The 13,693-nt window shown below is 68.2% G+C and carries 13 protein-coding genes; 5 read left to right on the top strand and 8 right to left on the bottom strand.

Going from position 1 to position 13,693, the window contains the following annotated elements; translation table 11 throughout:
- Positions 1 to 496 precede the first annotated feature (496 nt).
- Positions 497 to 1,347 (top strand): IS5 family transposase gene (locus tag ACIRJT_RS04710; protein ID WP_403904529.1). Its coding sequence is split into 2 segments (ribosomal slippage): positions 497 to 847 and positions 850 to 1,347, totalling 849 coding nucleotides; the frame shifts between segments, so codons are not numbered across the junction.
- A 17-nt stretch (positions 1,348 to 1,364) separates the two neighbouring features.
- On the opposite strand, the gene ACIRJT_RS04705 is transcribed toward ACIRJT_RS04710, so the two are convergent.
- From ACIRJT_RS04705 to ACIRJT_RS04690, 4 genes are all read right to left on the bottom strand, one after another.
- Positions 1,365 to 1,781, bottom strand: a complete 417-nt coding sequence (locus tag ACIRJT_RS04705; RefSeq protein ID WP_403904527.1) for a hypothetical protein — start codon at positions 1,779 to 1,781, stop codon at positions 1,365 to 1,367.
- Positions 1,782 to 1,962: 181 nt separating this feature from the next.
- On the bottom strand, positions 1,963 to 3,639 hold the full coding sequence (locus ACIRJT_RS04700; RefSeq protein WP_403904525.1) for a nickel/cobalt transporter: 1,677 nt from the start codon (positions 3,637 to 3,639) through the stop codon (positions 1,963 to 1,965).
- On the bottom strand, positions 3,636 to 4,334 hold the full coding sequence (locus ACIRJT_RS04695) for a hypothetical protein (protein WP_403904522.1): 699 nt from the start codon (positions 4,332 to 4,334) through the stop codon (positions 3,636 to 3,638). Before ACIRJT_RS04695 ends, ACIRJT_RS04700 begins: the two co-directional genes overlap by 4 nt.
- 759 nt (positions 4,335 to 5,093) lie before the next feature.
- Positions 5,094 to 6,737, bottom strand: coding sequence for a DUF4331 domain-containing protein (locus ACIRJT_RS04690; RefSeq protein WP_403904519.1), 1,644 nt, complete (start codon positions 6,735 to 6,737; stop codon positions 5,094 to 5,096).
- Positions 6,738 to 7,493: 756 nt separating this feature from the next.
- Between ACIRJT_RS04690 and ACIRJT_RS04685 the strand changes: the two genes are divergently transcribed.
- Positions 7,494 to 7,913 (top strand): hypothetical protein, encoded by a 420-nt coding sequence (locus tag ACIRJT_RS04685; protein ID WP_403904517.1) that lies wholly within the window; start codon positions 7,494 to 7,496, stop codon positions 7,911 to 7,913.
- A 349-nt stretch (positions 7,914 to 8,262) separates the two neighbouring features.
- Here the strand turns inward: ACIRJT_RS04685 and ACIRJT_RS04680 are convergent, their stop codons facing one another.
- Complete coding sequence (locus ACIRJT_RS04680) at positions 8,263 to 8,826, bottom strand: helix-turn-helix domain-containing protein (protein ID WP_403904515.1); 564 nt, start codon at positions 8,824 to 8,826, stop codon at positions 8,263 to 8,265.
- 107 nt (positions 8,827 to 8,933) lie between these two features.
- Here ACIRJT_RS04680 and def point away from each other — a divergent pair, with 107 nt between their 5' ends.
- Entirely contained in the window at positions 8,934 to 9,593 is a 660-nt protein-coding gene (def, locus tag ACIRJT_RS04675; RefSeq protein WP_403904512.1) for a peptide deformylase, read from the top strand.
- Positions 9,594 to 9,974: 381 nt separating this feature from the next.
- Here the strand turns inward: def and ACIRJT_RS04670 are convergent, their stop codons facing one another.
- From ACIRJT_RS04670 to ACIRJT_RS04660, 3 genes are all read right to left on the bottom strand, one after another.
- The gene (locus ACIRJT_RS04670; protein WP_403904509.1) at positions 9,975 to 10,802 is read right to left on the bottom strand and encodes a class I SAM-dependent methyltransferase; all 828 of its coding nucleotides are present in this window, start codon (positions 10,800 to 10,802) and stop codon (positions 9,975 to 9,977) included.
- A gap of 1,285 nt (positions 10,803 to 12,087) precedes the next feature.
- Complete coding sequence (locus ACIRJT_RS04665; RefSeq protein ID WP_403904507.1) at positions 12,088 to 12,408, bottom strand: hypothetical protein; 321 nt, start codon at positions 12,406 to 12,408, stop codon at positions 12,088 to 12,090.
- A 45-nt stretch (positions 12,409 to 12,453) separates the two neighbouring features.
- Positions 12,454 to 12,771, bottom strand: a complete 318-nt coding sequence (locus tag ACIRJT_RS04660) for an SH3 domain-containing protein (RefSeq protein WP_403904504.1) — start codon at positions 12,769 to 12,771, stop codon at positions 12,454 to 12,456.
- A gap of 293 nt (positions 12,772 to 13,064) precedes the next feature.
- Between ACIRJT_RS04660 and ACIRJT_RS04655 the strand changes: the two genes are divergently transcribed.
- Complete coding sequence (locus ACIRJT_RS04655; protein ID WP_403904501.1) at positions 13,065 to 13,214, top strand: hypothetical protein; 150 nt, start codon at positions 13,065 to 13,067, stop codon at positions 13,212 to 13,214.
- 97 nt (positions 13,215 to 13,311) lie between these two features.
- Complete coding sequence (locus tag ACIRJT_RS04650; RefSeq protein WP_403904498.1) at positions 13,312 to 13,581, top strand: hypothetical protein; 270 nt, start codon at positions 13,312 to 13,314, stop codon at positions 13,579 to 13,581.
- The last annotated feature ends 112 nt before the right edge of the window (positions 13,582 to 13,693 follow it).

Here is a 13,693-nt window from a genome sequence, read left to right as displayed (position 1 = left end):
TGGCGTAGACGACGAGGTTGTCCCGGTACTCGCTGCGGCCGCGGTCGTAGGTGCTCCAGCAGGTGATCAGGTGCAGGGCGGGCGGTCCGCTGGTCGCATGGACCTGGCTGTCGGGGAAGGCGTCCTTCCCTTACTGGCGCAGCGCCCGGACGATGAAGGTGATGGTGGACCGGTCGTCCTGGACCGAGGTGACTTCGTCGCCCGGGTCGAGCGTGGAAAGTCCGTGAAAGGCTCCCGGGCCGGTGGCTGAGTCGACGTGGCCGACGACGACCGTCGCGCCGGGTCACCGGGGCCGGGCCGTCGCTGCACCACCCTATGTTTCCCGGTTCGTCGGGAACGCCGAGACGGCCGTCCTGTTGGACGCGCAGGCTGATCAGGGGCTGGTCGAGCGAGATGGAGGGTATGCGGATGTGGGTCGGCGCCGCGGGTGTCCGGCCGTCGTAGGACGCCGCTAGGGCCTGTCTTCAAAGGCTATTGATGGGGCATCATATGGCGCATGGTGCGGCGACATGAGCTCTCGGATGAAGAGTGGGACGTTCTGTCGGGGCTGCTTCCGCGGACGGAAACGGGGCGGCCCCGGCGGGACGACCGGGTGGTGCTGAACGGAATCGTGTGGAAGCTGCGGACCGGTTCGGCCTGGCGTGATGTGCCGGAGAGGTACGGGTCCTGGCGGACGTTGTACACACGTTTCCGCAGGTGGGCGCTCGATGGCACGTTCACGCGGATGCTTGAGGCCGTCCAGGCTCAGAAGGATGCGGCGGGAGACGTCGACTGGCTGGTTTCCGTGGACTCCACGATCACCCGCGCTCATCAGCACGCGGCCGGCGCCCGTAGAAAGGGGCAGGCCCTTCAGAAACGGCACACGCTCACGCCCTCGGACGATCCCGTGGCGGACTGACGACCAAGATTCACCTCGCCTGCGACGGCCGCGGCCGTCCGCTCGGCTTTGTCGTCACCGGCGGCAACGTCAACGACTGCACGCAGTTCGAGCAGGTCCTCGCGCAGATCAGGGTTCGCCGCCCAGGCCCAGGCCGACCGTGCAACCGTCCCGATCATCTCCTGGGCGACAAGGGATACAGCAGTCGAGGCATACGCAACTACCTGCGGAAACGCGGTATCCCGCACACCATCCCGGAACGCTCGGACCAGCAGGCGAACCGCCGCCGTCGAGGCAGCAACGGCGGCAGGCCGCCCGCTTTCGACAAGGAGCGCTACAAACAGCGCAACGTCGTCGAGCGCTGCTTCAACGCGCTAAAGCAGTACCGGGCCATAGCCACCCGCTACGACAAAACCCGCGAATCCTACGAAGCAGCACTCACCATCGCGTCACTCCTAATGTGGATATGACCCTTTGAAGACAGGCCCTAGGGCAACGTGGTACCGCCGGGCACCAGGACGCCGGCCCTCCACCCTCGCCGCCGGATCGTCATGACACCCCGTCCCCACACACGCACACGTGCCGGCGACGCGTCGGGTTCCACGACGACAGCCGTGTGCTCATCGATCTCAAGGGCAGTGCTCCCGTCGGGTAGTTCGCGCTCCGGTCCGGCGGGACGGAGTTCGCCGAGGTAGCAGAATCGGGTGTCGTGCGTGCCGCCCTCGGCGTTGGTGTGGTGCGGGATCACCGCGACCGGAAGGCCGAGCGCGCCGAGGAGATCCAACCCGGTGAGCCAGGCGGGAGGATGTCCGGCCCTGTACACCTCGTACACGGGCAGCGCCGCGAACCCCACCGTGCACGCCGCCGCGGAGGCCATCACCGTCACGCCGTGACCGCGTGCCACCTACGCGTACCCGTGGCGCATCCGCCGCATTCCGTGCCCGGACCGCGGATGGTCGGGGATCGCTGTGCACCGAGGGAACCTCCTGGACTCGCCGCAGAAGCGTCGTGCGGGCTCCTCGCGCCTGCGTACGAGGTAGGCCTCCCCGGTATGTGGCGTCTGCCCGCAGGGGAGTTCGCGGGAGCTAGCCGTTCCCTGTCGCTGCCCGCAGGGTCAGGCCGAGGCCGACGGCGACGACGAGGAGCGAGGTGATGACGGGCCCTGTCCGCGCCAGCTTCCGGAGCAGGGGGTTGTGGCGGAGGCTCCGGGCCCGGTCATGGCTCTCGATGCGTTCGCGCAGGCGTACGAGGAGGAGTCCGGCGAGCGTGAGGGTGGCGGCCATGCCGAGTCCGTAGCCGATGACGAGGAGCACGCCGAAGGCCGTACGCCCCAGGGCGACGGCGCCTAGGAGTACGACGAGGGCGGAGGGGCTGGGGACGAGACCGCCGGCGATACCCATGCCGATGAGGCCGGAGCGGCTTGTACGCCGAGCGTTTCGGGGAGCCGTTGACGCGGCCGCCGGGTGGTGTTCGTGGTCCGGCGGGGCGAGCGTCGCGACCAAGGAGGTCGCCCGGAGTTTCCCGGCCGTCGCGCTGTCGCGTGCGGAGACTGGGGTGACGGGCTCGGGCCCGTGGTGGTGAGGGCTGTCGGCCCCGTGGTCGTGATCATGATGGTGGCCGTGGTGATGGTCGCTGTGGCTGTGGCTGTGGCTGTGGCTGTGGCTGTGGCCCGGGCCGTGGTGATGGTGGTTGTGTTGCGGCCTGCCCCGGACGGCTCCCGTGAGGAGCCAGAGGCCGATGCCGGTGACGAGGAGCCCGCTGGCGGCTCCGAGCCACATCAGGACGGTCTCTCCGGCCAGGTGGGTGGAGACGGGCAGGGCGAGTCCGAGGACGAGGACGCCGGCGGTGTGCGTCAGAGTGACGGTGGCCCCTACGGTGAGGGCGTCCCGCCTGGTGCCGCGACGGCCCGCGAGGTAGGCGGCCATGATGGTCTTGCCGTGGCCGGGCATTGCCGCGTGGGACGCCCCGAGGACGAGCGCCAGGAACAGCGCCAGCAGCCCCACGGGCAGGGTGATCTCGCGGGCGCCGACGAGCGAGTCGAAGGCCCCGGTCACCTGGGCGAGCACCCCGCTGATCACGCCCGCGCCGGGGAGGTCCGCCACCACGGCCGGTACGGTGCCCGTGTCCTGCCCGGGTTCGCTGCGCAGCGAGGCTGTGCGCTGGTCGAGCGGGGACGCGAGTGGGTCCTGCGGGTACTGGCGCAGTTCGCGGGTGGTGGAGGCCGCCGGTACGTCGGCGCGGGTGATGCTGATGCCCTGGCCGGTGGCGGTCATCTCGCGCCACCCGATGCGCGTGGCGTCGTAATGCGTTTCGGCCCGGAGGTCGGCGGGCTCGCTGAGATCGGCGTGGGCGGTCAGGCCGCAGGCGAGGCGGCTGGTCTCCAGTCCCGCTTCCCCGTTCTCGTACACCAGGGACGCCGAGGATCGCACCCAGTCCGCTCGCTGACCTCCCACGGTCAGACGGAGCTGTTCGCTCAGGCCGGAACAGACCTTGTCGGCGTAGACGCGCGACTCACTGTCGCTGACGGCGCCGTCGCGGTCGGAATCGATGGTGGGGCGTTCCTGGAGCGCCGCGATCTCCGCCCGGTCGACCACGACTTGGGCGTCGATCCGGTCGGGGCGAAGGACGAGGCCCGTGTGGTAGTTGACACTGAAGTTGCCCAGAGGATGGGCCGTAGCGGCGGGCGCTGACGCCACACTCGCCGCGGCGGCGAGTGTGGCGGCGGCCAGGGTGGTGAGGGCTCGGCGCAGGGTGTGGTTCATGGTGTGGTGTCGATTCTCTGGAGCAGGTCGTGGGCGGCCTCGGCGTGCAGGGGGTGGAAGCCTGGCTCGCGCAGCGCTTGGGTCAGATCGCGGCGGGCTGCCCCGGTATTGCCCAGTGCGTGGTGGATGGCGGCGCAGTGGTAGTGGAAGAGCGCGCCGCGCGTCCCCGTGGCCAGTACCCTGTCGGCCTGCACGCGGGCTTCGGCGTCCCGGTCGGCCCGGTGAAGGGCCCAGGCGTACGCGTCGTGAACGGCGACGAAGGGGCGGGCGCGCAGGCTCTGTCCGGCCATGGTGACGGCGCGTCGCGGATTGCCGTGATCGGCTTCGAAGAGGATGGCGTCCGTGTCGGCCGGGTCGCCCGCGGGTGCTCGGATGCGGTCCTGGGCGCGCGGGAGGGTGTACTGCGCTTCGGCCTGTTCCCGGTGGCCCAGGGACTGTTCGCCCAGGCCCAGTAGGTAGTGCGGCAGGGGCGCGATCGCGATGGCCGCCCGGTAGTCGGCGATGGCCCTGGTGGTGTTGCCCAGGGCCATGTGGGCGCGGGCCCGGGTCTCCAGAAGAGCCGAATCCCCAGGGGCGGCCCTGAGCCCGGTCTGCGCCCGGGCCGGGGCCGCCCGTGGGTCGGCGTCCTGGAGGTCCAGCGTTGCCAGGACGTTGTGGCCGAACGAGGTGTCGGCCGGGGTGGCCGCTGCCGCCAAGGACCGGCGCATGAGGGGCGCGGGCCCGGTCGGTCTCCCCCTTCAGCTCGAACGGGTAGGAGGCGCGTGCGAGAGACGCGGCGTCGGGGCGCAGGTCCGTCATCTTCTGGACGGCCTCGTCGGCGTCCTCGTAGCGGCCCAACTGGGTGTACGCGTCGGCCAGGATGCCGTAGGCGGAGGAGCTGTAGGGGCCGCTGGTCGTGGCCTTGCGTGCCCAGCGCAACGCGATGGGGAAGTCGTGGCGTGCCGCGGACAGGGCGCCCATGCCGATCTCGGCGCCCGTGTTGCCCTCGGCCTGCACGGTGAACGAGGTACGCAGCGCCTTCTCGGCCCGGTCGTAGGTGGCGGGGTCGGCGGTGGTGCGGGCCTGCTGGACCAAGGCCATTCCCAGGGCGGCCCAGCCCCCCGGATCCTTCGGCAGGCGGGTCACCCGGGCCTGGAGCGCCTCGACCGACCCACGCGGTGGAGAAGCCCCGGGCCGGCCTTGGCCCGCCGGACGGGAAACAGCGGTCTGATCGGGCGCCAGCATGACTGCTCCGACGGCGAACACCGCCACGCCCAGAGCCAGGGGGACCACGATGTTCCGCAGCCGCCTGCTGCCGCGTGAGGGGGATGGCGGCTGGTACGGGGGTTCGGTGGGGTCCGGGTACACGGAATTCTCTCCGAATGTTCGATGCTGCTGGAGCCGCGGTGCCCGGGCCGGGGCGGCGTCCTTCGGCTCGGCCCGGGCACCGCGTCAGATGTCCGTCGCCTGCCGGTTCAGCTGTCCTTGCCGCGGCGGCGAAGGCGGAAGCCGCCGACGCCGAGAAGGAGCACGCCGGCCCCGACGAGCGTCGCCGCCCGGGTGGGCTTCATGGCGGTGCTCGCGGCGGTGTTCTCCGTAGCGGCCTGCTCGGCACTGCGGCCGGTCGCGCCGGGGCCGCGGTTCACGTTCTTGGTGTGCGGCAGCGCGACGTACGGGAACGAGGCGCCGAACCGGACCTCGTTGGCGTCGACCTTGTCGCCGTCCGCGAGTTCGGGGACGAGGACGCCGGTCCGGGCGGCGCCCACGACGGCCTGGAGCGAGATGTCGACGTCGTCGGCGAGGCGCCGCCCGTTCGGGAAGCCGGCCGGGTCACCCGCCAGAACTCCGAGGCGCTGGGGCCTGGCGGCGGGCGGTACCGCCATGTTGAGGCGCAACTCCTCCGCCGGGACGATCTTCCTGAGTGCCGCGTCCTTGTTGAGGCGGTGTGCGTTCAGATCGGCCGTGATCGGGCCGCAGACCTTGCAGATGCCCGTCAGGTAGATCTCGGCGAGGTCGTTGCGGGGCGTCGCGGGGGCAGGGACGCCGTAGACCTGATGGACGAGCTTGGGCAGGATCGGGTCGTACACTCTGTCGACGACGGGCTGGATGGTGCGGTCCTGGCTCGGGTTGAGGGTGTTGAAGGCGTCCTTGAACTTCAGCGGGACGACGACCTCGTTGACCAGCGGGTTCCCGAGGCGGGAGACCTGCTTCCACTGCTTCGCGCCGCCCTTGCCCTTCTTGTCGCGGGAGTCGGCGGCGGTGACGCCCGCGCGGTCGGTCGTCGACCACACGCCGATCACCGGATTGCGGAAGGAGTTGACTTTGAGGGCCAGCTGCTTCTTGGGGACCTGGATGGCGATGGTGTTGACGTTGTAGCCGGCCAGGGTGTCCTGCCCCCGCTCGCTCAGGTCGCCGCCGTAGAGGAGGTCGAAGACACGAAGGTCGGCGAAGAACGGGTCCTCGGCCTGTCCGGTGTACGTCTTGCCGCCGCCCGGCAGACCGAAGGCCGCCTGCTTCCGCAGGGCCGCGTAGTCGGGCATCGACGCCTGGCGCGTGCTGGACGGGGCCGCCGGCACGCCCGACAGAAGAGTCCGGCTCCTTCCTCCGGTCGTGACGACCAGGTCGTAGACCTGGCGGAAGTTGAGGTCCGGGTCGTTCAGCGAGGTGACCTGGCCGGTGTTGTAGAGGAACTGGTTGGCGTCATCGCGGTAGCTGCTGCGGAAGCGCCAGCTGTAGGTGACATCGGCGACGCCGTCACCGGTGTTGTCGATCTTGATGTTGTAGCGCATGTCGTCGCCGAACGCGTAGAAGTTCGGTCCGCCGTTGGGTTCCTCCATCGGGATCGAGTTCGCCACCACCGTGACGGTGTCGGCCTTGTCGGGGCTGGTGAACGCGTACACGTCGGTGTTGTCCGCCCGTGGGTCACCTGCGATCAGGGGCGCCTCGCGGTGGCTGGAGGCGGCGCTGAGACTGGGGGCGAGGGCCATCGCTCCGAGTCCCGCGGCCAGCGTGGTGGTACCGAGCACGAGCAGGGAGTGTTCCAGGACGCGTCGCGAACGGGGCCTGGCTTGGGGAACCTTCACGGCACTTCTTCTGTCTGCTGACCCGCTGCCGGGCATGCGTCGGGGCATGCGGAAGCGAGGGGTGGGCTGATGGGAATGGCGTTCGGCGCCGCGGCGGGAAATTGCGCACCGAGCGGTCTGGCAGGCAGGGTCGATCGACGGGGCGGCTCGAAACGTGGGCCCGCCTGCGCCCAAGAACTGCGCAGCCGTAGACAAGCACGCCGAAACCACATCCCCTGCACACCCGACCGGCTCAGCAGGGCGGCCGAGCGGCCCACTAAGGGTCAACAGGCCGGTGGGAGCGGCAATTCAGCCAAGCGAACACCTAAAAGTCCGCGTCGACACAGTCGCTGACCACTGGGCCGAAAGGGGTACGCCCGCACTGTTGCCAGCCTCTCGCAATAAGGTCGGCGGGGGAATTCACTCTTCTGGTGCACCGAGCTCGCCGGGAAGGTGCCCGCCGCAGAAATTGGGCACCACAGAAGTTCGGAGGAGGCCCGAAGCCGGGGTGCGTTGGATACGCGTTGGTCGTGCAAGGGCCGCGCCACCCGCGTTGCGCCTGGTCAAAGCGGTCATATGAAACGACGACCGGGGTCGCCACCCTCGGATGGACCCAGTCGACAACAGTCCCCTGACCCGCAAGTTTCGCTGCGGCATGTTCGCAGAATGCCGATGGCGGGCCGAATCTCTGGGGAGCGGTGCCCGTCGGGCGCCTCCTCACCTCTCCGGCGTTGGCGGAGCCTTGGCCGAGCAGGGGAAGGTGGGCCGGCGATCCGCCCCAGCTACCCGAGGCCGCTGCGGCAACGCCGGACGATGATGCTCACCGAGGCTCGGGCCGCCAGCGACCCCGACGCCTTCCGGCGGCTCGAACAGTCGACTCAGCACGCGACGATCGCGGCCGGGTCCGACGCCTTGAACAAACTGACCTGGATCGTGATCCACAGGGGCGGCCTGGTCAGGGGCATCATCGTCGGCGACTGCATCGAGCTGACAGCTTCGCTGGAGGAACACCACTTCCGGGGCAGTGCGGGCCGGCCGTTGTTCTACGCCCTGCTCAAGGAGACCGGAGTGCTCCCGGCCAGTGCGCCGTTGCGTCTGCGGGCGCTTCGCATCGAAGGCCGTCGCAGCGTCGAGCAGGTCGTAGACGGGTCCGGGCCGGGAACGCCGCCTTGCCCCTGGTGTCGGCCTACGACGTGTTCGAGCAGACCTGGAGCCCGCCCATGCCGTTCCTGATTCAACGCAGGTACGGCACCGAGGACCGGCCGCTGACCCGCAGCTACATCCGCGAGTGCCTGGTCGCGACCTCGCAGTCCGCCCAGATGGCTGTGGCGACAATCCGCTCGAATGGCGCCCCCACGACTTCAGAAGGATCTTCGTGACCGACGCCATCCGCTCCGGACTGCCCCCACGCACGCCGCGAAGATCTGCTGTCACGCCGCTCTGGACACGACCATGGGGTATGCGGCGATCTGTACCACCATGGCTACCGCCGCGCAGAAGCTGGAGGCGATGCGAGAGCGTGTATCCCAGCCGCCCACCGTTCACATCGGCATGCCCGACATCCGCACGGCTGCCGGCCGGCTCACTGACCAAGGAGGGGGAACAGCCGGGTGACCGCAGCTACGGCCACGGTGCCTGGCGGGCGCGCGGCAGGTTGTTGGTCCCGTTCGCGGTAGCCGGCCAGTAGGCAGCGGATGGACGTGGCGAGTTCGGTCATTTCCGCTGGAGTGAGGTGGACCACGGCACTGAAGGACTCGTCGTGCTGCCACTCGCTTGGCGCCTGGTCTCGGTGAGCCAGCCAATGTTGATAGCTCTCATCTTCCAGTCCACGCGCGAGCGCGGCGAACTCTTCCGGCGCTTCCCGGTCGGACTGATGGGAGGGCGCCCAGCGCAGCTGCCACGGCCGTGCCCGGCCGCCGTTGTGTGGCGCTTCTTCGATGAGGCCGTGCCGGGCGAGTTGACGCAGATGAAAGGAGCAGAGCCCTGAACTGCGGCCAAGGCGGGCGGCGGCCTGGGTCGACGTGACTGTGCCGACCTCGGCGAGCAGGTCGAGCAAGGCGACGCGCACGGGATGGTCGGGGAGTTGCTGCCGGGCGCGATGCGGCAGTGGGTCCGTGGAGGCGGCTTGACGGTTTTCATCACTCATTTTGCAAAGAGTGCTACTTTGCAAAGCATTCGGTCAAGCTGGGCCGCGGGCCGGCTGGGCGTTCAGCCCTGGCCGACTGAGGCATGTGCGGAAGGCGTTGGAGTTTCATGGCTGTTGGGTTCGGTGACACCTCGCAGGACCGCCGGGTGCGCGTGCTGGGTGAACCCGTCGATTCCTATCCGCGGCTCGCGCCGGAGGTCGAACGGGGTTCGGTACGCCGCATCACCGTCGTCGGGGAGGAGATTCTGCGACGGCCGTGCCGGGAGGTCACGCAGTTCGGTACGCAGGAACTGTCGCAGCTGGTGGACGACATGTTCGCTACGAACCAAGTGGCGGAGGGCGCGGGGCTTGCCGCCAACCAGGTCGATGTGGACCTGCAGTTGTTCGTGTGGGACATTACGGACGACTGGGGGGTGCGTCATGTCGGGCACATCGCCAATCCCGTCCTGGAAGAGGTGCCGACCGAGCAGCGCAGGCTGGTCGAAGAACCCGAAGGTTGTCTGTCCGTTCCCGGCCCCTATCGGGTGCTGCCCCGCCTCGACCGTGCCGTCGTACGAGGCCGTGACAAGAACGGCAAAGCGCTCGTGATCGAGGGCAGAGGGTACTTCGCCCGGTGCCTGCAACATGAGACAGACCACCTTTACGGTCACCTGTATCTGGACCGGCTTGCCCAGCGGGAACGAAAGGCAGCCCTCCGCGAGATGGCTGCGTCCAAGGATGAGATGCTCGCCCGGCGTGCCGCCCTGGCCAGGAAACTGGGCAAGTAGCGCCGTTCCCGCACATTCAATGATCCCGCCGACTTACCAACCGCCGAGCCCGCCTACCTCAGCGAGCGCTGAGCTGTGTCCGCCCTTCCTCCACGGCTTCCTCATCGCCAGGTCTCGCAAGGGCGCAGACCAAGCAAGAGGGGTGACTCTCCTCGACTCGCGACACGCCCGGCAGGACCCGGTCGTCCAACTTGTCCACCACTGCATCCCGTGGTGGGCGCGGCCTGGAACCCCAACCGATTTTCGTGCTGGCTTAGTTCGGACAAGCGTGTGTTCGATGTTCCATGCTCCGTCCTGATCCGGCTCAGATATAGCCAGATCGCGACACGGGCCAGCACAGCTACGAGACCTTCGAGTTGGTTCAGCGGAAGGTCCTCGGCCTCACTGGGCACGCCGTCCGACACGGAGGACGCTCAGGTAACGGCGTGATGCTCGGTCACCCATCCTCGTGCGGATCCGCTCGGCGACGGCGTCGAGCAAAGGCTCACGGACGTCGCGATCAAGTCTCCGGTACAGCGACAACGAGCGAAGGTGATCGGCAAAGCCGTCTCCGGTGAACCACTGAACGGTTGGATACCAGCGTACGATCGTTGGGCCGAACAACGGTCCTGGATCGTCGACCGTGCCCCAGCCCTCGTCGGGGGTGCGCACGTCGTCCTCCAGGGGCGGATGACCCCAGTCCGGGTTCCCGGGGCAGAATCGCTCGTGGAGGTCGGCGGTTTCGCCGTACACCTCCGGTTCTCCCGGTCGGCGGACAACGACGTTGCCGAGCAGCACCATCCAGCCTGTGGGACCGAGCACGTCATGCGCTCGCTGCCAGCCGATCGACGGGTCGACCCAGTGCCACGACGATGCAGCCACGAGAACATCGAAGCGTCGACCGCGGTCGTCCCACTTCTCGAACGTCGACGCCTCGACTTGGGCATTGGGGAAAGAGGCGAGACGCTGGCGGGCGAATGCGGCCATGCCGGCACCGGGCTCAATGGCGGTCACCGGGCATCCGAGCGCTGCCAGCGAACGCGTCGCCTGACCGGTACCACACCCCACCTCCAGCACCGATGACCGCTCGTCCATTCCGGTGACGGCGCAGAGCTCCGCGAACAACTCGTCGGGATATCCCGGCCGGACCCGGTCGTAGAGCTCCGGCACCTCGTTGAACACTCGGCCGAGGATTTCTCGATCTGGACTCTTCTTCGGATCAGCAGTCACGAACGCACAAGCTATGAGTTCGAGCACGGAAACGCCAATGGCTGCCGGCAGCCGTAGGTGATGAGGGTGTCGAGTTCTTCGTGCGGGGCTTCGTTGTACCGGAACCACCGACCCAGGCGGCCGGTCGTCGTGTCCAGGTAGGGGGCCGCGGTGCTGTCCGTCGGCCCCGTGGCGATGACGGAAATCCAGGTGGGTTCCCACACGGTGATCCGATCGGCCACCGTAGGAGTCGGGGGCGTTGTGTTCAAGCCAGCGGCTGATGCGGGCCATGCATCGGGGATCTTCCGAACGGCAGCAATTTCAACAGCAGGCAGTCGGAGCCCACAGGGCTGCCCCTGACTGCGACGCTCCGATGCAAGGGCAGGCCTGGCTACCTCGGCCCGCGCGGCTGCGGGCGGTGCGGGCCGACTACGTCGAGGATGATGAGAATCAGGAGACCCAGTCCAGGCACGTCGCCGGCGGGACCGTTGTCGCCTGCAACGACAACGGCCCATCGGCCGGAATGCTGCAGGCCCTCCAGCAGAGAACCCTCGCCGATGTCATACGGGAGCCCCATGGGGCAGGAGGCGACGGAAGAGCTGAACGGTCGGCGGACTACATGACTGGCCTCGGTGAGGGGAATTGCCCGGGAGGGCGCGGACAACGCCTTCATGGCTGCTGCCACGGACCTGAAGGACGGCACGCTGCTGTCGCTGACCCTCAGGCCAGCGAGATGATCGCCAGGCCGAGATGCCGACGAGGAACCGGACCGCGCTGTCTGCCTCGAACCTGGGCAGGGTCAGGTGCCCGCGTTGGCGTCAGGGGATTCGACTTCGAGACGAGGGCGTCGAATCGGCGTTGTCCGCCGCGTTCCACGCCAAAGCCAGCACCGCCACACTCCAGGCCCACCTGGTCCATGCTCCGGCCCGGATCGCTCGCTCCGCACGACGCGTCACCTGCCGCGCAACTGGCCCTGCCAGCGGGCCTGGGCACAGCCCTTCGACACCGTGCACGACCCAATCGGCTGACATGAACAGACCTTGCCCGACCTGGCCGTCTCCAGGGCTCAACCGGAACCGAACTCCGTGGTAAAGCTGGGCAGGTCAGCGGCCAGAACCTGCACATGCCCGAGCGCCTATCTGAAACCGGCTCGAAACCGGTCACAAGGTCACTCCCGAACCAATGCCAGGTTTCGGGTTCGGCGGCGTACGTCCGCGAGAGGAAGGAGAGCGGCTGCTGATCCGACCGCGAGGTCCACACCTAGGTGACCGCCCGGCCCTCGCCCCGCTTCGTTCGGGTGCTTCGGTCAGAACTCCCTGATGAAGCAGTCGGAGACGTAACCCTCGACACCGGTGCGGTTGTTGTGCACGTACGTCCAGTGGTCCTTGACGCTGCCGTCCGGGCAGCGAACCGCTTCCGCGTTACTCTGCCCGCCCATCCAGGTGTATCCGTCGCCGGGATTGCCGTGTCCCCGGACGGATGAGGTGGTGTTGTAACTGGACCGGATCTTCACGCCCGTGGCGGTGAAGTCGCCTTGGGGCGGCGCGGCGGTGGCCGGTGAGGAGAAGAGTGTGCCCAGGAGCGTCAGTACGGCTGCGGTCGTCACGGCGGTGCGCTTGGTGTTCACGAGGTGCCTTCCTGGTTGGGCTGTTGCGTTTTGTTGTGCTGCCCGTCAGAGGTGGTCTTCCAGATAGTCACCGTGGATCCACACGTTGGCCCGGCCGCCGACGATGTCTCCCCGAAACCATGACCCTTCGCCTCCTCGAGTGTGGAATTCCTGGCCGCGGTGCACCTGCCCGAGCGCACGCCCGTTGGGGGCGTCCCGGTAGTAGACGTTGTTCGCGCTGACGACGCAGATGGTGTGGTAGTAACAGAGTCCAGCCCGAGCGCTTCGGCTGTGCCGACTGCTGTCCGTCGGCTGAGCGTGGGCCGGTACAGCGTTGGCGGCCAACAGGGCGAGGACGGCTGCGGCGGCCCCCATCGCTGCCATTCGTCCGTACACCTGGGCCGCTCGGCGACCATGAGACTTCATAGGACCCCTTCAACTCCCCGTCGACTCCAAAGAGTGCCCACTTGATTACATGATGTCATCTCTGGGTGAGGAGAGGACGCTGTGCCGGTGGCGCACAGGCACGCGCCGGGAGCGTGCGGAAGCCGGAAGGGCTTGCTGCATGCCCACCACTGCGCCGTTCGCACCGCGATGCGCCGTCTCCACCGAACTCGCTTCCCGTGCGCGCGTAGCGGTGAGCAAACGATTGGCCGGCGGGCAGGAGCACGCCGGAGGTGGTCCTGCCCGCCAAGGCGTATTCGTCCCGGCGGTGCATCGACAAGCTCAGACAGTGGCGCGGTCTGGCCACCCGATACGACAAGACCACCACCATCTACCAGGCGGCACTCCACCTCGCGGGCATCTTCATCTGGTCCGCGCGCTGACTCGAAGCCGCCCTTGGCACAGAATGATCGTGTGCTTCCTCCTCGACTGCTGTGGTGCGATCCTCGGCCCATTCCCCGGTCCAACCGTCAGGAACCGGTGACACTGATCGTCCGGGACCCCGGCTTCCACGAGCCGACTGACGAGGACGACTGCGCGATGTTCTCCTACTTCTGTCAGGCGCATGACCGCTTCTACCAGCGCGAGGCTTGCGGGGAGGGGCCGCATCTCATCGCTCTGCACTGTGAGGAGCACGGGCTTGAATACCTGTGGCCACAGCCGCTCACGCTCATGTTCCCTGCAGGTTTTGAGCCGCCGCTCAGCGGGGTGCAACTCAGTTGGCTGCAAGCAGAGTGGGATACCGCCTAACCATGATCCGAAAGAGACGCCCTAGGGCGTGTCTTCAAAGGGTCATATCCACATTAGGAGTGACGCGATGGTGAGTGCTGCTTCGTAGGATTCGCGGGTTTTGTCGTAGCGG

This window comes from Streptomyces sp. NPDC102283 (assembly GCF_044766265.1).
Classification (GTDB): Bacteria; Actinomycetota; Actinomycetes; order Streptomycetales; family Streptomycetaceae; genus Streptomyces.
This window is presented reverse-complemented; position numbering and strand designations above follow the sequence as displayed.